The 25,636-nt window shown below is 28.0% G+C and carries 23 protein-coding genes and 1 riboswitch; of the genes, 7 read left to right on the top strand and 16 right to left on the bottom strand.

Translation table 11 applies throughout. From position 1 onward, the window contains the following. The 8 genes from DYA59_RS05850 to DYA59_RS05885 all read right to left on the bottom strand — a co-directional run bounded on the left by DYA59_RS05850 (position 1) and on the right by DYA59_RS05885 (position 9,995). Positions 1 to 1,062 carry an efflux RND transporter periplasmic adaptor subunit gene (locus DYA59_RS05850; RefSeq protein WP_115270295.1) on the bottom strand — a complete coding sequence of 354 codons (1,062 nt, stop codon included), beginning with the start codon at positions 1,060 to 1,062 and terminating at the stop codon, positions 1 to 3. Between the two features lie 256 nt (positions 1,063 to 1,318). Beyond that, the gene (locus DYA59_RS05855) at positions 1,319 to 1,705 is read right to left on the bottom strand and encodes a PG0541 family transporter-associated protein (protein ID WP_115270297.1); all 387 of its coding nucleotides are present in this window, start codon (positions 1,703 to 1,705) and stop codon (positions 1,319 to 1,321) included. A 15-nt stretch (positions 1,706 to 1,720) separates the two neighbouring features. Beyond that, positions 1,721 to 4,774, bottom strand: a complete 3,054-nt coding sequence (locus DYA59_RS05860; protein ID WP_115270299.1) for an efflux RND transporter permease subunit — start codon at positions 4,772 to 4,774, stop codon at positions 1,721 to 1,723. A gap of 25 nt (positions 4,775 to 4,799) precedes the next feature. Continuing rightward, complete coding sequence (locus DYA59_RS05865) at positions 4,800 to 5,873, bottom strand: efflux RND transporter periplasmic adaptor subunit (protein ID WP_115270301.1); 1,074 nt, start codon at positions 5,871 to 5,873, stop codon at positions 4,800 to 4,802. A gap of 47 nt (positions 5,874 to 5,920) precedes the next feature. Then, a complete protein-coding gene (locus DYA59_RS05870; protein ID WP_115270303.1) occupies positions 5,921 to 7,222 on the bottom strand; it encodes a TolC family protein in 1,302 nt (433 codons plus the stop codon). A gap of 10 nt (positions 7,223 to 7,232) precedes the next feature. Continuing rightward, entirely contained in the window at positions 7,233 to 7,853 is a 621-nt protein-coding gene (locus DYA59_RS05875; RefSeq protein ID WP_172606957.1) for a TetR/AcrR family transcriptional regulator, read from the bottom strand. Positions 7,854 to 7,915: 62 nt separating this feature from the next. Continuing rightward, a complete protein-coding gene (locus DYA59_RS05880) occupies positions 7,916 to 9,328 on the bottom strand; it encodes a sensor histidine kinase (RefSeq protein ID WP_115270307.1) in 1,413 nt (470 codons plus the stop codon). A 10-nt stretch (positions 9,329 to 9,338) separates the two neighbouring features. Then, positions 9,339 to 9,995, bottom strand: a complete 657-nt coding sequence (locus DYA59_RS05885) for a response regulator transcription factor (protein WP_115270309.1) — start codon at positions 9,993 to 9,995, stop codon at positions 9,339 to 9,341. A 218-nt stretch (positions 9,996 to 10,213) separates the two neighbouring features. Between DYA59_RS05885 and rbr the strand changes: the two genes are divergently transcribed. The 3 genes from rbr (at position 10,214) to DYA59_RS05900 (ending at position 12,795) form a co-directional block, all read left to right on the top strand. Continuing rightward, positions 10,214 to 10,753: a rubrerythrin gene (gene rbr, locus DYA59_RS05890; protein ID WP_115270311.1), complete on the top strand. Its 540-nt coding sequence runs from the start codon at positions 10,214 to 10,216 to the stop codon at positions 10,751 to 10,753. A gap of 411 nt (positions 10,754 to 11,164) precedes the next feature. Then, positions 11,165 to 12,352 carry a flagellin lysine-N-methylase gene (gene fliB, locus DYA59_RS05895; RefSeq protein ID WP_115270313.1) on the top strand — a complete coding sequence of 396 codons (1,188 nt, stop codon included), beginning with the start codon at positions 11,165 to 11,167 and terminating at the stop codon, positions 12,350 to 12,352. 11 nt (positions 12,353 to 12,363) lie between these two features. Then, positions 12,364 to 12,795 (top strand): hypothetical protein, encoded by a 432-nt coding sequence (locus DYA59_RS05900; protein ID WP_115270315.1) that lies wholly within the window; start codon positions 12,364 to 12,366, stop codon positions 12,793 to 12,795. Between the two features lie 140 nt (positions 12,796 to 12,935). Here DYA59_RS05900 and DYA59_RS05905 read toward each other — a convergent pair whose 3' ends face one another. The 5 genes from DYA59_RS05905 to DYA59_RS05925 all read right to left on the bottom strand — a co-directional run bounded on the left by DYA59_RS05905 (position 12,936) and on the right by DYA59_RS05925 (position 17,316). Continuing rightward, on the bottom strand, positions 12,936 to 13,709 hold the full coding sequence (locus DYA59_RS05905; protein ID WP_115270317.1) for a glucose 1-dehydrogenase: 774 nt from the start codon (positions 13,707 to 13,709) through the stop codon (positions 12,936 to 12,938). An 82-nt stretch (positions 13,710 to 13,791) separates the two neighbouring features. After that, positions 13,792 to 15,150 (bottom strand): MATE family efflux transporter, encoded by a 1,359-nt coding sequence (locus tag DYA59_RS05910; RefSeq protein ID WP_115270319.1) that lies wholly within the window; start codon positions 15,148 to 15,150, stop codon positions 13,792 to 13,794. A 181-nt stretch (positions 15,151 to 15,331) separates the two neighbouring features. After that, positions 15,332 to 15,652, bottom strand: coding sequence for a DUF1904 family protein (locus tag DYA59_RS05915; protein ID WP_115270321.1), 321 nt, complete (start codon positions 15,650 to 15,652; stop codon positions 15,332 to 15,334). A 17-nt stretch (positions 15,653 to 15,669) separates the two neighbouring features. Further along, positions 15,670 to 17,028, bottom strand: coding sequence for a PFL family protein (locus DYA59_RS05920; RefSeq protein WP_115270324.1), 1,359 nt, complete (start codon positions 17,026 to 17,028; stop codon positions 15,670 to 15,672). Positions 17,029 to 17,046: 18 nt separating this feature from the next. Next, positions 17,047 to 17,316, bottom strand: coding sequence for an ACT domain-containing protein (locus tag DYA59_RS05925; RefSeq protein WP_115270326.1), 270 nt, complete (start codon positions 17,314 to 17,316; stop codon positions 17,047 to 17,049). Positions 17,317 to 17,520: 204 nt separating this feature from the next. On the opposite strand from DYA59_RS05925, the gene gdhA reads away from it, so the two are divergent. Then, a complete protein-coding gene (gdhA, locus tag DYA59_RS05930) occupies positions 17,521 to 18,870 on the top strand; it encodes an NADP-specific glutamate dehydrogenase (protein ID WP_115270328.1) in 1,350 nt (449 codons plus the stop codon). A 297-nt stretch (positions 18,871 to 19,167) separates the two neighbouring features. On the opposite strand, the gene DYA59_RS05935 is transcribed toward gdhA, so the two are convergent. The 3 genes from DYA59_RS05935 to DYA59_RS05945 are packed head-to-tail and all read right to left on the bottom strand — an operon-like array spanning position 19,168 to position 21,313. Then, positions 19,168 to 19,914 carry an EI24 domain-containing protein gene (locus DYA59_RS05935; protein WP_115270330.1) on the bottom strand — a complete coding sequence of 249 codons (747 nt, stop codon included), beginning with the start codon at positions 19,912 to 19,914 and terminating at the stop codon, positions 19,168 to 19,170. Next, positions 19,901 to 20,536, bottom strand: a complete 636-nt coding sequence (locus DYA59_RS05940; RefSeq protein ID WP_115270332.1) for a histidine phosphatase family protein — start codon at positions 20,534 to 20,536, stop codon at positions 19,901 to 19,903. Before DYA59_RS05940 ends, DYA59_RS05935 begins: the two co-directional genes overlap by 14 nt. A 12-nt stretch (positions 20,537 to 20,548) precedes the next feature. Further along, positions 20,549 to 21,313: a M48 family metallopeptidase gene (locus DYA59_RS05945; protein ID WP_245943722.1), complete on the bottom strand. Its 765-nt coding sequence runs from the start codon at positions 21,311 to 21,313 to the stop codon at positions 20,549 to 20,551. A 110-nt stretch (positions 21,314 to 21,423) separates the two neighbouring features. Here DYA59_RS05945 and kdsB point away from each other — a divergent pair, with 110 nt between their 5' ends. The 3 genes from kdsB (at position 21,424) to DYA59_RS05960 (ending at position 25,571) form a co-directional block, all read left to right on the top strand. Further along, positions 21,424 to 22,185: a 3-deoxy-manno-octulosonate cytidylyltransferase gene (gene kdsB, locus DYA59_RS05950; RefSeq protein ID WP_115270334.1), complete on the top strand. Its 762-nt coding sequence runs from the start codon at positions 21,424 to 21,426 to the stop codon at positions 22,183 to 22,185. Continuing rightward, positions 22,182 to 23,762 (top strand): SpoIID/LytB domain-containing protein, encoded by a 1,581-nt coding sequence (locus tag DYA59_RS05955; RefSeq protein WP_115270336.1) that lies wholly within the window; start codon positions 22,182 to 22,184, stop codon positions 23,760 to 23,762. The genes kdsB and DYA59_RS05955 overlap by 4 nt, the downstream gene beginning before the upstream one ends. Positions 23,763 to 23,874: 112 nt before the next feature. After that, positions 23,875 to 24,046: riboswitch (Lysine riboswitch) on the top strand. 76 nt (positions 24,047 to 24,122) lie between these two features. Further along, complete coding sequence (locus DYA59_RS05960) at positions 24,123 to 25,571, top strand: Na+/H+ antiporter NhaC family protein (protein WP_115270338.1); 1,449 nt, start codon at positions 24,123 to 24,125, stop codon at positions 25,569 to 25,571. Positions 25,572 to 25,636 lie beyond the last annotated feature (65 nt).

A 25,636-nucleotide genomic window follows, 5' to 3' on the forward strand; every position in this document is an offset into this window, starting at 1 on the left:
CTAATTCTCCTTTACCTTATCATTATTATTTAATAGATATTGTCCCTCTACTACCACTCTATCTCCAGCTTTGTAATCTTCAAACTCTATCAGTTGCATATCTCCAATAGTTTCTTTAGGTGTTACTCTATATATTGTAGCTTTTCCCTCTCTCACTATAGCTATATATGAGTATAAATCCTTTATCATAACAGCTTTAGTAGGAACAAAGATACCACTTACCTCTCCCTGTTCTAAATTTACCTTTGCATACATTCCCTTTAAAATTTTATTATCTCCATTATCTACTAATAATCTTAAAGAGTATTTTTTACTATTACTATCAGAGCTTAGATTTATCTCACTTATTACTCCCTCTCTACTTATTCCAAGTTCCTCTATATATATTTCAGCCTTATTCCCTAGCTCACTATATTTTATATCTTTTCCAGAGATAGCTATATCCACTTCCATCTTAGAACTATCTACAATAGTTACTATCTCTTTCCCACTCTCTACTCTCTCATATTTTTTTACAAACAGATCTGTTATTACTCCATCTATTTTAGATATGATTCTCAATCTATCATAATCATCTTTAGCTTTTAAAAATTTCCCCTCTGCTATTTTTAAATCTCCCTGTGCTGTTTCATATCTATTTTTTACAGCTAAATAATCATTTTCAGATATTATCTCTTTTTCATAGAGCTTTTTATATTTCTCAAAACTAATCTTCTCAGTTGAATATGTAGATTTTGCCTTTAAAAGTTGACCCTGTGCCTCAAAAAAACTTGCTTCTACATCTGCATTAGATATTCTAGCTATTACTTCCCCTTTTTTTACTTTATCTCCATTTTTAAAATATATCTCTTCAATATCCCCACCTGTAGTAGTAATTATTTTCATTTCCGATCGAGGTTTTAACTCTCCATTGTAATTCTTTATATTGGTTATACTTTTCTTACCTAAATTTATACTTTTAATAATTTTTATATTTTCTTTTTTATTATTAGCCATCTGGCTCTTCTCACCACTACAACCAATAATAATAGTCAAAATTAATAACATTACTATCCCTTTCACTATAATCCCCTCCAAGTATTTTCTTTTTATAATCTTAGCACAATCTATTCACAATGTAAATGAAAGATTTCAAATGTAATGTATTATTAGCTTATTTTTATGTCCTCAATATGTCAAATATAAAAATTTATAAATCTTTTATTAAATATAAAAAATAATATTTTTAATAACAAAAAAGGAGAAATATTTTACTTTTTAGTAAAATTTTCTCCTTTTTCTTTACTAATTTTAATATAAGAAATCTGATTAGAAAATATTATTTTTTCTTTTTATTTTTTAATTTTTCAAGTAGTTCTTCATCTATTTCTACGCTACCTTCTCTAGATATATCAGGAATAGTTCTTTCCATAGGAATTACTCCTATTCCCATTACTATCTCATATGGTAATGAGACTCTAAAAGTTTTTAACATTTTTAACATATTTTCTATCTTATCTCCTGGAAGAGTAAGCAAAAATATACAATCTGTTCCTGGCCATATTTGAGTATTTTTGTGCTTTAATTTTTCACTCCAAACACTCTCTACCTTTCTTTGGACTGTATATAAATGGAAATGAATATCTTCAAAAAACTCTTCCAACATCGCTTTATGTGACTCATTGATATAAATCATCATCATTTTATAGTTATCAAAATTATTCATATATCATTCCCCCGTTTAATTATTTATTTTTTTTAGAAAAATTTTTTTTATAAACTTTCTAATTTTCTCAATAAAATCTTCAACTATTGTAAATAATATAGGTATAATAACCAAAGTCAATAAAGTTGAGAATGTTAATCCACACATTACTGTTATTGCCATCCCTCTATATATCTCTGACCCTTCCCCTATTCCTAAAGATAATGGCAACATTCCTAATACTGTTGTCATCGTTGTCATTAATATTGGTCTAAGTCTTGTTCTACAAGATTCTATGACTGCTTCTGTTCTAGTACTACCTCTTTCTATTGTAAGTTGTATAAAATCAATAAGTACGATAGCATTGTTTACAACAACTCCAGCAAGAAGTATCATCCCTATCATAACCATTACATTAACAGCTTGTCCAAATACTATTAACCCCCAAATAATACCTACTAATGCTAAAGGGATAGAACCAATTATGATAAATGGTAACAAAAAATTTTCAAATTGTGCTGCTAGCAATGCATAAATCAAAAATATTGATATTCCTAAAGCTAATCCTAATTGACTAACTGAATTATTTAAATTTTCAGAGTCTCCACCCCATCTATATGACACTGAAGCAGGAGGATTTGAATTATTAAATGCTTTCACCATTTCATCTTGTATAGCTTTCGTTCCTACACCATTATCATTAGCAGAAACAGTTACACTATATATCCTATCAGTTTTATTAATCTCTGAAGATCCTTCAGCATATACTATATCAACTATATCAGAGACCTTAATAAATTTATTATCCCCTATTTTTATATTTATATTTTGAATATCATTAATATCCCTTCTTTTATCTTTAGGAAGTCTAACTAATACATCTATTTCTTCTGTTCCTGTTTTTACTGTAACAGTATCTCCTCTGTTTCCTCCTAATATTGAATAACTCAATATTTGTCCTACTGTTGTTGGATCTACTCCATAGCTTTTTATTTTCTCTCTATTTAATACTATTCTTGCCTCTACGTTACCTGGATCCAATGTCGATTTTATATCTACAGCTCCAGGATATTCTTTTAATCTATTTATTACATTATTTCCAACTATTTTTAACTCTTCTAAATTTGCGCCAACTATATTAAACTCAACATCTCTAGATGGAGATCTCATTGAAAATTCTTCTGACATACTAATTCTTGTATCTGGTATTTTTTCAACTGCTGGCCTGATTTTATTCATTATTTCAAAAACAGAAATATCTCTAGTATCTTTTTTTCCTACATCTACGTTTACTGATAATTGATCATTTTGGACCACTGTAAAGAAAAATTTAGTATTCTCTTCCTTTTGAACTATATCTTCTATTTGATTAGCAATAGATATTGACTTTTCTAAATCTAAACCTTTACCTAATTCTACAGCTATTGAATATCTTCCTTTATCTTGTTTAGGAAAAAATTCCATTTTTAAGAATTTTGGGCCTATCATTATAGAAATTAAAAATAAAACAATTGAAATTCCTACAGTTTTTAATCTATTATGAAGTGCCCAATTAATAAGTTTCATATAATTATTTTTTACTGTACTAAATATTTTCCCTTCCGTAGTAATATTTACCTTATTATTTAAAAACCTACTTGCTAGCATTGGTATTAATGTCAATGAAACTAGTAATGCTGCTATATTAGAATAAATAATAGAGTATGATAAATCTCTAAATATTTCTCTAGCAATACCTGGTATAAATAATATAGGTATAAATACTACCATTGTTGTAAGTGCTGATGCTATAACTGATAGTGTTACTTCTGTAGCTCCATTTTCAGATGCTTCCATTACTGGAGAGTGCAACTCTGTCATATGACGATAAATATTATCAACAACAACAACAGAGTTATCTGTAAGCATTCCTACTCCTATCGATAATCCCATAAGAGAGATTAGATTAAGAGAAGTCCCATTTAATGCTAAAAAAGCAAATGTGAAAATTATCGCCACTGGTAAAGCTACAGAAACCAATACTGTAGCTCTAATATTTTTTAAAAATAGTAACAATACTATAGTAGCCAATATAAGCCCTTGCACAGCATTTCCACTAACACTCGATATTGAACTTTCAATATCTTCTGAAGAATCCATTAAAACTTGATATTCTGTTCCTGGAGGCATAACTGATCTCAAACTTTCTACAGCTTTACTAGCTGCTTGATTTAACTCTATTGTACTTCCATCTGCTGATTTTTCAATAGCTACTGGTATAGCTTCTTTTCCTGACAAAAATCCCTTATTAGTAAAATCTTCTGTTGTTAATACTATATTCGCTACATCTGATAATTTTAATGTATTTCCATTACTTTTAATTATCATATTTTCATATTCATCTATATAATTTAACTCTCCCATAAATCTAGCTATTATATTCTTATTTCCAGTTTGAATTGTTCCTAAAGGAAGGTTTTTACTAGACATTGAAATCAGATTATATAACTCTACTGGTGATAAATTATATGCTGCTAATTTATCGCTATCAAACTGAATTTGTAGCTGTTTATCTGGATTTCCAAATACATTTACTTGACCAATTCCAGTTAAACTTTCTAGTTTTGGAGTTAAATACTCTACTATAAAAGTACTAAGTTCATTTCTATTTTCTGCCGAAAACATCATTATCATGGTCAAATTTCCTGCACCTGCATCAACTTTTCTTGCTACTGGTGTTCCTGCATCATCTGGTAAATCATTCGATATTTTAGAAAGTTCCCTTTGTATTTCTGTAGTTTTTTCATCCGCATCAATTCCAAAATTAAACTCTACAACCACTGTTGATTTTTCAAATGTAGATGTTGATGATATCTTATCTATACCTTCTACATTTGGAAGTATCTCTTCTATCTTTTTAGTTATCTGTGTTTCTACGTCTTCAGCTACTGCTCCACTCCATGTAGTACTAATAGTTACCACTGGAATTTCCATATTTGGTAGTAACTCTGATTTCATTGAAAACATTGCCATTAAACCTATGAACATCATTGAAATCATAACCATGGTTGTAGCAACTGGTCTACGTATTGACAAACCTGCTAATGTCATTTATTGTCACCTCATCATTTTTTAATTATTTTACTATAGAAGTTTCCTCTACTTTATCTCCTTCTTCCAAGCCAAAAATGCCTTTTACTACTATCTTATCTCCCTCTTTTAATTCTGGCGAACTTATTTGTGTATATGGTAAATTAGTTGCACCAGTTTTTATCTCTACTCTAGTAGCTATGCCATTTTCTACCTTATATACATATGAAAGTAAATTTCTTACAAAAATTGCTTCATCACTTACAGAAAGAGACTCTATTTTTCCTGCTGGTATAGTTATGAATGAATACATTCCATCCTTTACGCTCTTTTCCTTATTATCAATAGACACTTTTATCATAAATTTCTTAGTATCAGAGTCGGCTATTGGATTTATCTCTACTATTTTTCCTGGTAATGTTTTATCTATATCAGGTACTTTTACCTCTACTTCTACCCCTAATTCAATTTCATTTAGCCATTCTGCTGGAAATCCTACATATGCTTCCATAGTACTATCATCTATTACAGTAAATACTGTTTCTGCAGCTGTTATCTTATTTCCAATCTTTCCAAATAAATTACCTATCGTTCCACTAATATCAGCTTTTCTGTATAATTTATCATAATCTGATTTTGTCGATTCATAATTGGCTTTTGCTGTTTCATAAGATCCTTTTGCGTTAATATAATTATTCTCATAATTTATATATTCAAGATATGAAACTAATTCTTCATCATATAATTTCTTAAATTTTTCATAATTATTTTTCGCTATCTCCATAGAAGCTTTACTTGAAGCATAATTAGCTTTTGCTGTAAAATAAGCTGATTCTGTAGCACTGTCAGTTAATACCATTACTAGCTCACCTTTTTTTACTTTATCACCATTTTTCTTTAATATTTTCTCTATTGTTCCACCTTTTTCAGTTTGATGATTAATTTTATCTTTAGGTTCTAAAACAGCATCACTTCTAAAAATTTGATTTATCAGTCTTGTTTTAACCTCTTCTGTCGTAACATATTTGGTAGGTTTTTCTATCACTTCTACCTTCTTTTCTTTTCCACATCCTACAAATATTAACATTAATATAAAAACTAAATATTTAGCTTTATTCATTTTTTCCTCCTAAATTACTATACGATAATTAATAATAATTAAAGTTATTAGATCAACATACTTCTATATTTTTCAAATGCATATAAGTAATCAATAACTACCTGATTATATCCGACTTTTGCTTCTCTAAGCTGTGTTTCAGAAGCTAAAAAGTCAATAGTTGAAATAAGTCCAGCTGCATACTTTTCCTTATCCATTTTATAATTTTCCATTGCTGCTTCTAAAGCTCTTCCTTTTGAATCTCTATCTTTTTCCATTCTTATTAATTCTAAATAAGCTCCAGTAACATTTATATCTATACTATCTTTAGAAATTTTTTCTCTCAACTCTTCTTGCTCTTGAGATATTTTAGCCACTTTATAATTATCATAATTCTTTCCAAATTCAAATACATTCCATGTTACTTGAACTCCTCCTCTCCATTCAGCATCATCCATTGTAGTATTGTACTTTCTTCTATCTGACTCCACTCCATAACTTGCAAAGGCACTAACTTGTGGTAACATATCAGCTATAGCAACTTTTCTTTGAGCATCAGCCATATCAACATATTTTCTAGCTACTATAGCATCTATACTCTCTGTAAGAGCTTGATTTAAATCAGATTGAAAATCTATATTTCTACTCAAATACATCGGAACATCAAATTCAACTACTGTCAACTCCTCTGTTTTTGGTAATCCTAATTTTAATTTTAAGTTTTCTTTTTGTACTGTTATTTGATTTTGAGTCCCTATAATTTGAGAATCTACTTCTAATATAGAATATTCTGTTTTTAAAAGATCAGCCTTAGTAATTAACTTTAAATCCAATTGAGCTTTCTGTTTATCATAAGTAGCTTTCAACTCTTCTCTAGATGACATAAGAGCCTCTAAATCTCTCTCACTTTTTACTATATCAGAATATATTTGGATTGTTTCTAATCTTACATTTCTTTGAGAATCTAAATACATAAGATCAGCAATACTTCTATATGCTTTTGCATATTGAATTCCTCCTAAAATTGCTCCTCCTTTAAAAATAGGCTGTGATATAGTTATTTTTTGAGTATATCCACCTTTAGCTTGAACCTCTCTTTTTGTCTCATTTTCCAATCTCTGACTAGGTTTTTCTTCAACTGTAATTTTTCTATCATACTCACTTCTTGAATATGATCCATTATAAACTACACTTGGTAATGCAGTCTTAAATGCTATGCCTAAATTTAATTTAGCCGTTTCAACATCTTTTTGTGATATTTGCATCTCCTTGCTATTATCTATTGCCATTTGAATAGCTTCCTCAAGAGTTAATTCTCTTGCAAAAACTGAACAACCTAGTAATAGAAATAATCCCAATTTTCTTTTCATAATCAACCTCCTAATATATTAAAATTTTTAAAATACTTTCCGATATTGCTTCTACATTTTTTTCAAATTCTTTTGATTGATATTTATTTTTAATATTATTTATATCCACTATATATCTATTATCTTTTTCAGAGAAAAAAAGAGTAAAAACTTTATAACTAAATATTATATTATTTATTATTTTAGAATAAACTCTAGCCTCTTCTCTCTTTAATTTTACAGATTCAGAATAAAATAAAATTAGCCTCTCTAATGCATCTAAAAAGATCTTATCTATTATTTTTAATAAGTCTATAGTTTTACTTTCTAAAATACCTCCATTTCTAAAAAGATTTAGTAGAAATAAATTATCTTTTAAATCATCATCTTCTAATTTTAACCTAGAAAGCACTATTTTTTTGATACTATTTGTCAAGCTTAATCTTTTATCTAAAAAATTTCTTTTATTTAATTTTTTAATTATCTCTTCTAAAATGCAGTCAACTACTGAACTCTTATTTTTAAAATATGTATAAAAACTGCCTTTAGCAATTCCCGCATCATTTGTAATATCTTCTACAGTTACATTATTGTACCCCTTTTCCAAAATTAGTTTTTTCATTGAATATATTATTAACTCTCTTTTTCCCACTTTATTCAACTCCATTTTAAAAGTATCTGAATTTATTTATTAATTATAAACTATAAAGTGACTTAAGAGTCAATATCTTTTTTTAAATTTATTGTAAAAACTACAAATTTTCTTTTTTCATCATATACAAAACTATACTCCAATTTTAAAAACTCTAACAAATTTTTTACTATTGAAAGTCCTAATCCAGTTCCACCATATTTCCTACTCCTAGATTTATCTATTTTATAAAACGGATTAAAAATTTTCTTTAAAATTTCTTCCTCTATATATTCTGAACTATTAGAAATTCTTAAATAATTTTCATTTAGTTCTACCTCAATTTTTTTATTTTCATCAACATATGTTATAGCATTAGTTATAAGATTATTCAAAATTATCTCCATAAACTTTATATCTGTTTCAATTTGAACATCATCACAATACTTTTTTAATTTTATTCCTCTTTGATTTATATCCAAATAATATTTTTCTAATATAATATTTAAAAGAGAATTTATGTTACATTTTACTAAATTTATTTTCCCATGTTTAAATCCAAATTTTAAATAATCATTTATATCATTTACTATCTTATTAATACTCATTCCTTCTTTATAAATAATATCATAAGTTTTTTTTATTTCATTTTCATTTATCATATCATCTTGTAAAGCCTCTATATAGCCATTTATTATAGCTATTGGTGTTTTTAATTCATGACCTATCGCCCTCATAAAAATTTTTTCTGTTTCTAAAATCTTTTCTTTTTCTAATAATTCTTCTCTTAACTTTTTATTTAAGAGACTTAATTCTTTTATATTATTCTGTAACTGCTTAGCAATTTTATTGATATTATTTCCTAAACTTCCCAATTCATTTTTAGATTTTATTTCAACTTCATCCGTAAAGTTTGAATTAGATATTTGGCTAGATACCTTTTCTAAAATTTCTATAGGTTCTGAAAACTTTTTAGAAAGTATATAGGAGACTAAAAATAATACTAGAATTATCAATAAACTATAATGTTTATAAATTTCCAACATTATTGCAGTTACAACACCTGGAACTATTGTCTCTCCCACTACTGCTATAATCTCATAATCAGATATCTTTTTTATCAAAAAAAAATGATTACTTACAGATGAAAGATTTACTGTTTTTATAACATATTCATTTAAATTCATATTTTTTATATCAAACTTACCTTCTGATTTATTTAATATCCTTAAAAATTCTCCTCCTCTACTTTTTTTCAAAAAATTTATATATTTAACATAAATCTCATCACCATTTTTACTATATTTTTTCTCTTCTCTATCTTCTTTTTTTATTTCATCAATATTAATAGTTTCTGCTACTTCAATTAAATCTCTTTTTTTATTTTCAGTTATATACTTATCTACATAAAAAAAATTAAAAAGATATATTAAAAGCAATGGAAGATAGGCTGCTAAACAAAAGTAAATAAATATCTTATAAAATATTTTCTTCATGCTTTCTCCTTTATAAATCTAATTTATACCCTATTCCTCTTATAGTTTTTATAGCATCCTTTCCTATTTTCTTTCTAAGATTTTTTATATGAGTATCTACTGTCCTATCATCTCCTAAAAAATCATACCCCCATACTTCATTTAATAACTTTTCTCTACTTAAAGCTATTTTATTATTTTTCACAAGATATATTAATAATTCATATTCCTTCGGAGCTAGCTCTATTTCTCCATTCATATTTCTTATACTGTGAGATGTATCATTTATTATTAAATCTCCTATCTCAGTTATGGAATCAGCTATACTCCCCACTTTCTTTAAAAGCGATTTCACTCTAGCTAATAAAATTTTATTATTAAAAGGTTTAGTAATATAATCATCTGCTCCCATCTCAAACCCAAATACTTCATCTTCACTATCATCTCTAGCAGTTAGCATAATAACTGGAATTTCTGTATACTTTTTTATTTCTCTTAAAATACTCCAACCATCTTTTTTAGGTAGCATTACATCTAATATAACTAAATCAAATGGTTTTTCATAGAAAAGTTTCAATCCCTTTTCACCATCTTCCGCTTCACTTACTTCATATCCCTCTTTAACTAGATACATTCTAAGTATATTTCTTATCTGTTCTTCATCATCTACTATCAATATTTTTCTCAATTTTTCCCTCCAAACATTTTCTCATTACATTCAATAAATTAGTATATATAACTATTGTGAATGAATTGTGATCTCTAATTGATACTATCATTTTACTATATTTTTCTCATTTTTACTCTTTTTATCTTGAAAATATTTGACTTTCACTACGAAAAGTGATATCATAATTGAAAGGATTACAATTTTATGTGATTTGAATATTAATTAGGAGGGTTATTATGGAATTAAAAGGAAGTAAAACTGAAAAAAATCTTATGACAGCCTTTGCTGGAGAATCTGAAGCTAGAAATAAATATAGCTATTATTCTTCAAAAGCTAAAAAAGATGGATATGTTCAAATATCTAAAATTTTCGAAGAAACTGCAAACAATGAAAAAGAACATGCTAAACTTTGGTTTAAATTATTAAAAGGTGGGGAAATTCCTTCTACAATAGATAATCTTTTAGATGCTGCTGAAGGAGAAAATTATGAATGGACTGATATGTATGCTACCTTTGCAAAAGAAGCTAGAGAAGAAGGTTTCATAGATATTGCAAAAGCTTTTGAAGGTGTTGCAAAAATAGAAAAAAGGCATGAGGAAAGATATAGAAAATTATTGGAAAATATCAAAAAAGAAATGGTATTTGAAAGAGAAGAGTCAGTAGCTTGGGAATGCATGAATTGTGGACATGTTCACTATGCTAAAAAAGCTCCTAAGGAATGTCCTGTTTGTAAGCATCCAGGTGGATACTTCATGATCGAACCTAAAAACTATTAAAATTATCCCTATATTCTCTAAATTAAAATAGGAATAATTTCAAAATTAGCTGAAGGTATCTCCTTACTCTTCAGCTTTTTTTTATTATATCAATGGTTTTTGACAAATCTACTATAAAAACCTATATAAAGCATAATTCAAAAAAAATCTTAAATAGGACAAAAATAAAAAAAAAATAAGTTATAATAGGAGTAAAGTTAATTAAAATACAACTGTTATACTTCTTCAAACTATTGTTTTTTAGTATCTCCAGAATATTTTTACTTTTTAATATTCCAATTACATACCAAAGTTTAAAATTAAAAAATTTAAAAATGTTTAAGTTTATTATTTTAGTAAAAATATAATAAATACTAAAAAATAAATATTTTGTCTTTTATAAGAAGAAATATAATTATTAAAGGAGAGAAAATGGATATAAAAAATTTTCAATATATCTTAGTACCAAATATTTTAAGAAATTATAAATGCTCATCTTCTGGTGAATGTTGTAAAAGTAAATGGAGAATAGACATAGATAAAGCTTCATATGATAAAACTAAACTCTTTCTTGAAAAAGAAAAAGAAAATATAGATGATTATATGGAAAAATCTTCAAATGGTGGATATGTTACAAAATTTGCTAATGGTTATTGTAAGCTTATAACTGAAGATAAATTATGTAGAGTTCATAGAGATTTTGGATGGGATTGTCTAAGTGATACTTGTAAAGTTTATCCTAGAATTTTAAAGCTTACTAGTAGAGGTATGGAAATGTCTCTTGTTTTTTCGTGTGCTTCATCAGCAAAATTATTATTAACAGAAGAAGAATTTAAAATAATAAAAGTAAAAAAAGAAGATTTGTTTTTTATGAAACCCCATACTGTAAATTTTATGATTCCTGAAAATAATCTTCCTACTTCCCCTGGATCTAGATATTTTGAATTAGAAGATTTTATGATTAAGCTTACTAATTTAAAAGGAGAATTAGGCCTTAAATTAGAGTACATGTATAAAATTTTACAAGAATACTATGAAAGTCAAGAAATACAAAAGTTTAATTTTGAACAAAAATTGCTTGAGTTCAAAAAATATCAAAGAAGTATAGTTGATGATGATAAAGTCAATGATATGATTATAAAGATTGTTTTAGAAAAAGAAACAGCTGGGTATAAATCAGTAGCAAATGAATATATAAATCTTTTTAAAAATTTAAAATTAAAGAAAGATTTAAAATCAAGTAGTGTCCATTTTAGAGAAAATTCATTTTCATTTTCATTAGAAGATCTAAGAGAGCTTAAACAAAAATGGAATCATAGGTATGAAAATGTATTAAAAAACTACTTATCTTGTTTTATTTTCAATAAAGAATTTTATAATTATATGCATTATCCTATGTTTAAAATGTTAATATTAGCTGTAATGTTAAAAACTAAAATTTTACTAAGTATTGAGTATTTAGGAAGAGATTTAACAGATGATGAATTGATCTTTGTAATAAAAACTCATGACAACGATTTCTCTCATGGAAGTAATTTTTTCTCAGATTTCTATAGTAGTGGAAAATATGAAATGAGTGTAGATGAATATATAAAAAAATTATTAACTGTATTGTATTAAAAGGAGAGAATATGAATATAAAAGTTAGGATATTATCTGATAAATTAGATTCATCTAGTTTATTAATTGAAACTAAAAATTTACAACTTGGGACTAAAGTATATACTTCACAATTCCCATTTACAAAAGATGTTGGTGTTTTAACTATTATTTCTGATTTAGATGAAAAAAATAATAATTTTCAACTCGTTGTTAAAGATTCTCAAGGTAACTTGCTAGGAAAAGGAAATAAATTTAGAGCAAAAATAAAAAGTAAGGAATCTAAAGATGGGATTTTAATATATAATATTAATAATGCTTATTTTGAAAATGATCACTCTTCATATTTAATAGAAGTTTGGAATGAAGATAAGTTAATAGATAATTTTACTTTAGGAGCTTCTATTAGTATCTACAATATCTATGATAATCTCGATGATAGAGGTGTTATTATTTTAGACTGATTTTAATATAAAAATCTTTTTCCTTCCTCAATTTAATTTCAAAAAATATGTATTAAAATTAAATACTAAATAAGTTTCAAAATTAAAATAGACATTTTAGCCTTATAACTTAAAATGTCTATTTTATTTCATCTTTTATCTTAATCTAACTCCTGAGTTCCTCCACCATTGACATAGATTACTTGCCCACTTGTCCAAGCAGATGCAGGACTAGCAAAATATAGTACAGCCATAGAAATGTCCTCTACATCTCCAAGTCTTTTTAGAGGAGTTTTAGCAAGCATCTTAGCTTCTATCTCTGGAGTAAGAACAGTTCCTAGAGCATGAGTTTTGATAGCTCCTGGACCAATGGCATTAACTCTAATTTCTGGACCTAAATCATAGGCAGCATATTTAGTAGCTTGATTAACAGCTGCCTTAGAACTTCCATAGATAATCATATTGTGGCTAACCATATTAGCTGACATAGAGCTGATATTGATAATTGAACCATAACCATCAGCTTTCATATGAGGAGCACAAAGTTTTGTTAAGATAAGTCCACTGAAAAGATTTAAAGTATATGTTTTAGTAATATACTCTAAAGTAAGAGATTCTATAGACTCATGTCCAGCACCTCCACCACCTGCATTATTAACTAAAATATTAACTTTTCCAAAAGTTTTTACAGTAGTATCTACAAGATTGTTTAAATCCTCCTCCTGTAAAACATTACATTTTACTCCAATAGCTTCTACACCAAATTTTTTAGCCTCTTCAGCTGTAAGATTAGCCTTCTCTTCATTTAAATCACTACAAACTACATAAGCTCCAGCTTCAGCAAGTTTTAATGCACTAGCTTTACCAATTCCAGCTCCAGCTCCAGTAATAATAGCTACTTTTCCACTTAAATCGTATTTTTCCTTTATTGACATAACATCAACTCCTTTTATTATCTCTTTCTCCCTAAGATAATAATATCTGATTCTATTATACTACATCAAAGTAAAATATCCTTTATTTTAAAATTCTTCTTTTTAGATGTTTATGAAAAACAAAATAAAAAGTTATAGTTGAAGCAATAGAACCTATTAAATCAGCAACTGGCTGAGCAAAAAAAGCAAATCTAGCTGTAAAAAATAATGGTAATAAATATGTACTAACCATATATATAAATTTTCTAAATACTGATAAAGAAAAAGCTGTTTTTATTCTTCCAACTGCTGTAAAACCATCTACGAAACAGTATTGGAAAGATAGAGGAATTACAGCTAGGACACTTACCTTTATTCCCCAAAGAGAAACTTCAGAAAGAAGTACATTATCAGTAAAAAATCTAATAAATTGTGGAGCTAAAAATCTTGTAGAAAAAAACATAATTGATGTAAGGCAAAGAGCAAATATTACAATATATTTTTCAGCTTTTCTAACCCTATGAATTTTTCTTGCTCCATAGTTATAGCTTAAAATGGGTTGTGTTCCTCCAGTTAAACCTATAAGTGGTCCTGTTATAAGTAAAAGATAACTCTGAATAATAGTAGCAGAGGAGATAAGTAAATCTCCTTCAGCTATACCTCCATATTTTTGTAACATCATATTTAAAATAATCAGTATAAAACTATCAGTAGCTAGTATGAAAAATGGAGAAAATCCAAAAGTTATAATCTTTATTATAATTTGTTTTGAATAATTTCCAAAAGTAATAGGGATAGGAATCTTATTTCCTCTTAAAAATAAGAAAGCAAATAAAAATGAAAGAAATTGAGCAATAACAGTTGCCCAAGCAGCTCCAGCAACTCCCATATTAAATCCAAAGATAAAGACTGTATCTAGAATAATATTTGTAAGAGCTCCTATGATAACAGTTAACATTCCTATAGTAGCGAAACCTTGGCAAGTTATAAAAAAGTTTAAACCGATAGCCATAATAGCAAAGAAACTTCCTAATGTATAGATAGTAAGATAGGTATTAGCATATGGAAATGTAATCTCACTAGCTCCAAATAACATTATTAAACTATCTTTTACAAGTAAGAAAATAATAGTAAGAGCTATACTAACAACAGAAAGAGCTAAAAAACTGTTAGAGAGGATCTGTTTAGCTTTTTCATTTTCCTTTGCTCCCATCTGTATAGACATATTGATAGACCCCCCTAGTCCTATCAGAGTACCAAAAGAGGCTAAAAAAGTAACAATAGGTCCACATACTCCAACTCCAGCTAGAGCAATAGAACCTATCTCTGGAATATTTCCAATATACATTCTATCCACTATGCTATAAAGAAGATTAACTAACTGGGATAGCATAGCAGGTATAGCTAGTTTGAAAACTAAGCTTAAGATAGAATCTTTTCCTAAATCATTTGATAATTTCATCTTTTCTCTCCTCACAATTATAATTCCATATATTATAACATAAAATTAAAATAATCTAGCAATAAAAAAAGAAAATTCTACCTTTAACTACATAGAACCATATCATATTTCCTATAGTAAAATTTTCTTCTTTAAATATTTAATTTTATTTATATACTAATTATTAGATTTAAGGTAACTCCTATTTAAAATCATAATTTCTTTCTTTTGAAATCTCTGTTATATAGACTCTAATTTTTTTATAACCTATAGAATTAAAAAGAGATTTATATGAACTAGCTAGCTTATCACAAACATCCTGTGGACGTGATAACCATTCTACCTCTATATTAACAGTTTGATCCTTTTCTTCTTTTCCCTCTTTTATCTCTATCATTGGTATATAGAAAAGTTTGATCCTCTCTCTAGGAACTTCAACATCAAAATTAACAATATCAACGAGTTTATCCCCTATTTCACAAAGTTTCTCTTGTGAAATACCAGATACTTTAATAAACGGCATAATTTATTTACCCCCTTTTAGTTTTTAAAACTATGAATAGGAGCAGGAATTCTTCCTCCCCTTTTAATAAAGTCATCACACTTAAATTTATTTACAGCCATAATAGGAGCATATCCAAGTAATCCACCAAACTCTACCATCTCTCCTACACCTTTTCCAATTACAGGAATAATTCTCACAGCAGTAGTCTTATTATTTACCATTCCAATAGCAGATTCATCAGCTATTATACCAGAGATAGTATAAGCAGATGTATCTCCAGGAATGGCTATCATATCAAGTCCAACTGAACATACACAAGTCATAGCCTCCAATTTTTCTAAAGTAAGTGCACCAATTTTAGCAGCCTCTATCATAGCGTGGTCTTCACTTACAGGAATGAAAGCACCACTCAATCCTCCAACATATGATGAAGCCATTACTCCACCTTTTTTAACATTGTCATTTAATATAGCAAGAGCAGCAGTAGTTCCTGGAGCACCAGCATGTTCTAGTCCCATCTCTTGGAAAATCTCGGCTATACTATCTCCCACAGCAGGAGTAGGAGCAAGAGATAGATCTATAATTCCAAAAGGAACATTTAATCTTTTAGCAGCCTCTTGAGCAACTATTTGTCCAGCTCTAGTTATTTTAAAAGCAGTCTTTTTAACTACTTCACAAAGAGTTTCAAAGTCAGCACCTTTAGCTTCAACAAGAGCTCTTTTTACAACTCCAGGTCCACTTACTCCAACATTTATTACGCAATCAGCTTCTCCAACTCCATGGAAAGCTCCAGCCATAAATGGATTATCTTCAACAGCATTACAGAATACTACAAGTTTTGCACAACCTAAACAATCAATATCTTTTGTAAGTTCAGCAGTTTCTACAATAATTTCTCCCATTCTTTTTACAGCATCCATATTAATTCCATTTCTTGAAGTTCCAACATTAACTGATGAACAAACTCTTTCAGTAACTTTCATAGCTTCTGGAATAGAGTCAATAAGTATCTTATCAGCAGGGGTACATCCCTTATGAACAAGGGCAGAAAAACCACCGATAAAGTTTACACCACAATCTTTAGCCGCTCTATCTAAAGTCTTTGCTATACTTACATAAGAATCAGTTTTACAACCAGCAGCAGCAATAGCAATAGGAGTAACAGATATTCTTTTATTCACAACAGGTATCCCATATTGTCTAGCTATATCATCTCCAACTTTTACTAAATCTTTAGCATAAGTTGTGATTTTTTTATATATTTTTTCATTGAATTTATCTACATCAGGGTCAGCACAATCTAAAAGACTAATACCCATAGTTATAGTACGTACATCTAGATTAGACTCAGCAATCATCTTATTTGTTTCTTGAATTTCTACTCTGGAAATCATCAAAATTCCTCCTTAATTTTATATACGGTGCATGCAGTTGAATATATCTTCATGTTGAACTGTAATTTTTACTCCAAGATTATTTCCAATTTCTATTAAATCATCTGTAAAAGCTTCAAGAGATTTAAAAGCTTTATCAGCATCTACGATCATCATCATATTAAAATACCCACTTACAATAGTTTGAGATATATCAAGAATATTGATATTTACCTCTGATAGATAAGTACAAACTTTAGCAATAATTCCAACTTTATCTGTTCCTAGAACAGTAATAATACATTTCATAAGATCCTCCTAAAATAATCATTTATACAGAAATAGTATCATAAAATGTGACAAATATCAAATGTTAAAAAAATTTTATTTTATTTTTAAATAAAAAATACTTTTAATTTTAAAAAAATGATGTTATAATCATAAATAGATTTTTAAAATGCTAAAATGTATTAATATTTATATCATAAATTTTACACTATAAGGAGGGAAAACATGAGCATATCAGCAAAACAATATGTAGAAAATGTAATTGAAAAAGTAAAAAAGCAAAATAAGGGAGAAGATGAGTTTATACAAGCTGTAGAAGAAGTATTAACAAGTCTTACTCCATTTATAGAAAAAAATCCCCAATATGTAGAAGCAAATATATTAGAAAGAATAGTTGAACCAGAAAGAGTTATAATGTTCAAGGTTCCTTGGGAAGATGATAATGGAAATATTCAAGTCAATAGAGGTTATAGAGTAGAATTTAATGGAGTGATAGGTCCATATAAAGGAGGACTTAGATTTCATCCTACAGTTACTTTAGGAGCTATGAAATTTCTAGGGTTTGAACAAACTTTTAAAAATTCTCTAACTGGGTTACCAATAGGCGGAGGAAAAGGTGGAAGTGACTTCAATTCTACTGATAAATCTGATAGAGAAATAAAAAGATTTTGTGAAAGTTTTATGACTGAGTTATATCGCCATATAGGTCCAGATAAGGATGTTCCTGCTGGAGATATAGGAGTTTCAGGAAAAGAAATAGGCTACCTATTTGGACATTATAGAAGAATCAAAGGTGCATATGAAAATGGGGTGCTTACAGGAAAACATCTAAACTATGGCGGAAGTAAAATTAGACCTGAAGCAACTGGATATGGACTTACTTATTTCACACAAGAAATATTAAAAGATATGGGAGAGAGTTTTGAAGGAAAAACTGTAGCTATATCAGGATATGGAAATGTTGCTTGGGGAACTGCTGAAAAAATGACAGAATTAGGTGCTAAAGTACTTACTATATCTGGTTCAAAAGGATATATATATGCTAAAAATGGTCTTACTAAAGAACAAATCAATTATATGTTAGTTCTAAGATCTAATAGAGATATAACTTTAAAAGATTTTGCTGAAAAATTTAACTTAGAATATTTCCCTGGAGAAAAGCCTTGGGGAGTGAAAGTTGATATCGCTGCTCCTTGTGCAATTCAAAATGAAATTTTAGTAGAAGATGCAAAACTATTAATATCTAATGGTGTTAAAATAGTTTGTGAAGGAGCTAATATGCCATGCTCTAATGAAGCAATAGAGCTCTTTGAAAAAAATGGAGTAAAATTTGGAGCAGCAAAAGCAGCTAATGCTGGTGGAGTAGCTGTATCGGCATTAGAAATGTCGCAAAATAGTATGAGATATCAATGGAGCGAAAAAGAAGTAGATAATAAACTGCAAGAAATAATGAAAGGTATTTATCAAAAATCTAAAGAGATGAGTATAGAGTATGGTGTAAGCTTAGCTGCTGGAGCTAATATAGCTGGATTTAAAAAAGTTGCTGACACAATGATATTACAAGGAAATTACTAAAATAATTGAGCTGAGGCTATTTACTAATAGTTTCAGCCTTTTTCATTTTCTTAAGAACAAACTAGAAATTTAAAAATTCTAACTATAAAATACACAAAACTGTTAATATTTAATCTATAATTTTAACTTTTAAGTATATATATGATACAATTTGAACAAAATATTAATAAAAGGAGAAATAATAATATGGATTATAGATTAGGGTTAGATATAGGAATAGAAAAATTTAAGTAAGATAAAAAATATACTCTCTTGATATTTAAGTTGATTCTTAATTATCAAGAGAGTTTTTTACATTTAATCACTTATTTTATAATCAGATAGTAATTCTAAAGTTATTTTTGTAGTAGCTACACAAGTTATAAGTGGAGCTATAAATATCCCAATTAGTGGTATAAAAAATAAAAAAGTAAATATTCCACCACAAAGAGCAGCATATACTCTTTGTTTTCTTAAAAATTGAAGACTTTCTCTAGAAGAAAGATTATATCTTTCCAAAGTATAATCCATAAATGAAAAGCCTGTAAAATATCCTTGAATAATAAATATTAATAGTGGAATAGAAAGATTAATAGGAAATATAAATCCTAATAACATAACTATACAAGTTCCAATCATTTGTTTAAAAAAACTTCTTAATCCAATATCTATACCTCTTAGAAGAAATTTTATGTTATCACTCATCTTAAAATCAAACTCTTTGCCAGTAAGATATGTTTCAACTCTCTCTGAAATATAACCTAAAATAGGTGAAATTATTACAAGTAATAAAGATTTATAAACTAAATAATAGAAAAAAATAGTACATAACCAAACTAAAATCTTTATAAATATATAAAGAATTGAGCTATACTCCCCAAGTTTAAAAAAACTTTCTAAAGAATTAGTAAGATTAAGTGAAAGATAATCTCCCAAATAAATAAACATTCCAAAAAGAAATAAACTTATTATTCCAGGTAAAAAATAGAATTTTCTAAGCCCAGCCTCTCTAACTATTCGAAAAGCATCAAAATAAGAATTAAAAACCAAACTAATAATTTTCATACTCATTTTCCTCAAGATGTGAAATATCAGAAAACATTTCAATAGTATATTTTCCATCTGTGTAATCTACTATTGAAAGGCTTGTATTTTGGGGAACCTCCAACTTCCCTAATTCATCAAAGCTTACATTTTTTATAATTTTAAATATTCCTTTTAATGTCATTCCATGAGTTACTATTACTACTATATCATCTTTTTTATGCTTATCAGTAACTTTTTTCAATCCTTTTTCCACTCGATTTAAAAGTTCTGAAAAGGTTTCTCCACTATAAGGTGTTGGATCATAATCTTTAGGATTAAAGAAAAAATTATGAAATTGCTCTGGAAATTTAGTTTTAAACTCTTCCCTTGATACCCCTTCCATTTTTCCAACAGATATTTCCTTAAATTCATCAATTGTTTTAATTTTTATATTTTTACTACCAATTATAAGTCTAGATGTTTCAAGAGTTCTCCCTAATGGAGATGAATAAAAACTTGTAAATTCAATATTTTTTAATCTTTCTCCTAATTTTTTAGCTTGTTTTTTTCCCTTTTCTGTAAGAGGTGAATTAGAAGAACCTTGAAAAATTCGTAAAGTATTCCATACTGTTTCTCCATGCCTTATAAAATAAATTTTCATACCAATTCCTTTCTATCTTGTAATATTCTTAAATTTCTCGCCTTGTAAAAAATTTTTAATATTATTTATTCTAGTAGTATCACTAGGATGAGTACTTAAGAACTCTATCTGATTTCCATTAGATGAATTTTTCATTCTTTCCCAAAAAGTTATAGCAGCATTCGGATTATAACCGGCTAACTTCATAAATATAAGTCCTAATTCATCAGCTTCCGTCTCATGCTCTCTACTATATTTCAAAAGTACAAGATTAGATGCTCCATTATATATTTGAGAAGAAACTCCAATGGAATTTACAACAGAACCTCCTAAATTTTGTATAATTGAATAGCTAGCTTGTTCTCTTCCATGCTCAGCAATAGCATGTGCTATCTCATGAGACATAACCACAGCTAAGCCCTCTTCATCTTTTGTATATGGTAAAATTCCTGTATAAACAGCTACTTTTCCTCCTGGCATACACCAAGCATTAGGTATTTCACTTTCAATTAAATTAAATTCCCATTGATACTTAAATTGTGAATTTTTCTGTTCTGGATGTTCATTAAAATATTTTTCGACAGCTTTTGAAATTCTTTCTCCTACCTTCTTTACAAGCTTAGAATCATCATTATTCAAAACTTTACTATTAGCTATAACCTCTTTATACTGAGAATAACTTTGAGTTATTATTTCTTCTTCAGAAACTAAAAGCAATTGTTTCCTTCCAGAAATAGGAGCATTTGTACAAGCTATTACTAAAGCTAAAATTAGGGAAATAAAAAATATTTTTTTCATTTTTATAAAAACCTCCTTAAAAATTATCTTACCCAAATTATTTTAATAATTAGATATATCTGTTATAATGTAGTATAACATATTGTACTCGATTTTAAGGAGGTTGTAAAATGAAATTTTTAGGAGTAATTCCTTCAAGATATGCTTCTACAAGGCTAGAAGGTAAACCATTAAAGGATATTTGTGGACACCCAATGATCGAATGGGTATACAAAAGAACTAAATTATCTAATTTAGATGAAGTAATAGTAGCAACAGATGATGAAAAAATCTATTTTGAGGTTGAAAAATTTGGAGGGAAAGCTATTCTCACAGATAAAAATCACGAAAATGGAACAAGTAGAATAGCTGAAGTTTGTAAAAAATATAAAGAATATGATGTGGTAGTTAATATACAAGGAGATGAGCCATTAATAGAACCAGCTATGATAAACTCCATAATTGATTCTTTTAAAAATGATCCCACTCTCCTTATGAGTACATTAAAATATAAATTAGACAATATTGAAGATATAGAAAATCCAAATTATGTAAAAGTAATAACGGATAAAGAAAATTATGCCTTATATTTCTCAAGAAGTGTAATTCCTTACCCAAGAAAATTGAACATACAAAACTATTATAAACATGTAGGAATTTATGGCTATAAGAGAGATTTTCTAATAAAATATTCTAAAATGCCTCCTACTTCACTAGAATTATCCGAATCTCTAGAGCAACTTAGAGCTTTAGAAAATGGTTTTAAAATTAAAGTACTAGAAACTCCTTATAAAATTTTAGGTGTAGATACCCAAGAAGAATTAGAAAAAGTTAGAAAATATATAAAAGAAAATAAAATAAAACTAGATCAAAATTTGAAAGGAGAAAGATGAATATATTAAAAAAGTTACTAATAACGCTAACAACAACTGTAGTACTAATGAGTTGTACTTCCACAGAAAATTTTAGAGAAATAAATGGTGTTCCATATAAAGTAGAGAAAAGAAAAATTAAAAGTGGAGATTATAACTTAAATAATGAGTTTTTTAGAGAAAGAGGATTGCCAGTACCAGCTAATTTTAAAGAAAAAAGTGTCGAATATCTTGTAGCTAGAAATGATACATTAAAAAAATATGACTATGATTTTTTTAATGGAGTAGATGAAAAGCAAGCCTTAAGTTTTTATAAAGATTTAGAAGTTAGGGGATATGGTGATAACTCTTTATATTGGAGATGGAAAATATCCTTAGAGAAAGACGAACTTTTTACAGCAATAAAAAATAATCTCATATCCTTATACAAAGAAAAACCAGCTGATGTACTTACTCTTTCTGGAAAAAATTGGAAATCTCTTAAAATAACAATGTCCAGTATAGGAAAAATTAAAAATGTAGAAATAGCTGGAAGAGGAAAATCAGGAGTAGTAACTTATATTTTAATCACTACAAGTACTAATAAATATTTAGTAGCCAAAGAATTAAATATAAGAAAATTATTTATCCTTACAAAACTAACAACAAAAAGTAAAAGAGATATTTTAATGTATGGAACAAAAGGAGGAGTTAAAAAATACCAAGATAATCCAATTAGACGAAATATTACCTTACTCCCTTCTAGCTATTTTGTAATAGAATATTTAGGAGAAAAAGTTAATATCTTTGGTGGGGGATATGGACATGGCGTAGGTATGGGACAATATACAGCCTATGATTTATCTGCTAATCATGGCTACTCATACAAACAGATTTTATCTAGATACTATCCTCACTCACAGTTAAAAGATATGTATTCACTAAAAGGAGTAGGGAAAATTATAAACGTTGGAATCACATCAAATGGTTCTCTCGATCATGACAAAGTTACTCTTTTTAGTAATGGAAAAATTAAAATAAATGGTGCTGGTTTTAAAATAGATGTTCCAGCTAAGCAAAAGATTATTATTATAAATAAAGGGAATAGACTATGGGTAAGTGTAAATGGAAAACATAGAGTTAAAACAGTAAATCCACTTAATATAACAGCTCATGGTTTCTATATAACTTTAGATGGCTTAAAAAAAGCACATACTAATTCACCAAGGTACAGAGGAGATTTCACAATAAAACCATCTAAAAGTAATTCTAAAAAAATAAGAGTAATCAACAAAGTAAAAATAGAAGATTATCTAAAACAAGTAGTTCCTAGTGAAATGCCAGAAAATTTTGGAATAGAAGCTCTTAAAGCACAATCAGTAGCTGCTAGGACCTATGCTTTAAGTGATTACTTAAAAAACAAGTATAAAAGAGATGGTTTTCATGTAAAAGATACAACAGAAAGTCAAGTATATAATAACGCTAAAGAGAATGACAGTTCTACAAAAGCTATAGAAGCTACATCTGGTAAAGTTTTAATGAATGCTGGAAAACCTATTGATGCAAAATACTTTTCTACTTCTTCTGGATTTACAGAAGCTGCAAATTATATTTGGTAATTTAAATAAAATATATATATTTAATTAATAAAAATTATTGTTACTATAACCTCTTATTGATAATATATATTTTACATTAATGAAATAATTAGTTATAATCACTTTGGTAAATATAAAAAATAGAGGCGCAACTGACAAGAGTAATATTATTTAGCATGACAAGCAAAGAGATAATATAAAAGGGGAAGTTGCCGAAATAAAAAAGTCGTCAAACTTTTTTGTTGGTAATTCAGATAATATCTGTCTTATTGTCATTGATTATTCAATGGAGTACTATTTGTGTGGTTATAATTTGTAATATTTTGTAGCATTTATACAGCTTAGAACTCTAAGCTGTATTTTTATTTTAGGAGGTATGTAATGTTTGAAATACTCAAATTAGCTCCAGTTGTAATATTAGCTGGACTTATGATAGGAGGATTTGATGCTTTAATAGCTGCTCCTCTTGCCACTATTGCAGCAGCTTTAGCTGCAAGCATAACCGAAAAAAGGAAATTTAATGAAATCCTAGATGCAGCTCTTTCAAATGTTAGAGAGATAGTAATAGCACTCTTTATATTAATGTTGGCTTATGCTATGGCAGAAGTATTTATGTCAACAGGAGTTGGAGCAGCTATAATCAATTTTGCTTTAAAAATTGGAATAACAGGTAGAAGCATAGCAGTAGTAGGAGTTATTGTTACATCTATTCTATCTATTGCAACAGGTACAAGTTGGGGAACTTTTGCTGCATGTGCACCTATATTTTTATGGCTTAACTATATAGTAAATGGAAATATCTTTTTAACAATTGGTGCAATAGCTGGTGGAGCTTGCTTTGGTGATAATATAGGTCTCATATCTGACACTACAATTGTGAGCTCCGGAATACAAGGAGTAGAGGTTATAAAAAGAGTAAGACATCAGGGTATTTGGTCAGGATTAGTTTTATTATTAGGAGTCATAGCTTTTGGAATAGCTGGTTTCATTCTCGATCTACCTAATATAACAGGAAATGGTGCAGAAGCAATAGCTAAAATACCCTCAGATGTATGGTCTAAACTAGCTTTAGAAAGGGAATCAGCTGTTACTTTACTTAACCAAGTAAAGCAAGGTGTTCCTATTTATATGATAGTTCCATTAATTCTCGTACTAGGTGCAGCTTTTAGAGGTTATCAAACTTTCATATGTCTTTTTATAGGAATTATATCTTCATATATCTTAGGTAAGGTAGCAGGTACAGTAACTGACACAAGAAGTTTTTTAGAAAATCTAATAATGTCTGGTTTTTCTGGAGCAGGATCTTGGGTAATTGTAATGATGATGTGGGTATCAGCTTTTGGTGGTATAATGAAATCTATTGATGCCTTCAGACCATTATCTAATTTACTCATAAAAATCTCAAAAAATGTGAGACAACTTATGTTTTGGAATGGAGTTTTGGCAATAGTAGGAAATATGACATTAGCAGATGAAATGGCACAGATTGTAACTGTTGGTCCTATTATTAGAAATTTAGTAGAAAAAAATGTAGTTGGAAGTCAAGAAGATATGGAAAAATTAAAGTTACGTAACGCTACATTTAATGATGCTATGGGAGTTTTTGGTTCTCAACTCATACCTTGGCATGTATATATAGGATTTTATATTGGTATAGCTACTACCGTTTATCCTCTTTATGAATTTAAAGCCTTTGATATAATTAAATATAATTTTATAGCTTATATAGCTGTTATAAGTATGTTATTTCTTACTATAACAGGTTTTGATAAATTTATACCAAATTTTGGACTACCAAGAGAACCTCAAGTAACATTAAAAAAATACTAAACTTATAAATATTAAATATTTTTTTTATTTTAATTTTATGCTATAATTGGAAATAATCTTTTATC

Origin of the sequence: Fusobacterium necrogenes, assembly GCF_900450765.1 — a bacterium.
GTDB lineage: Bacteria > Fusobacteriota > Fusobacteriia > Fusobacteriales > Fusobacteriaceae > Fusobacterium_A > Fusobacterium_A necrogenes.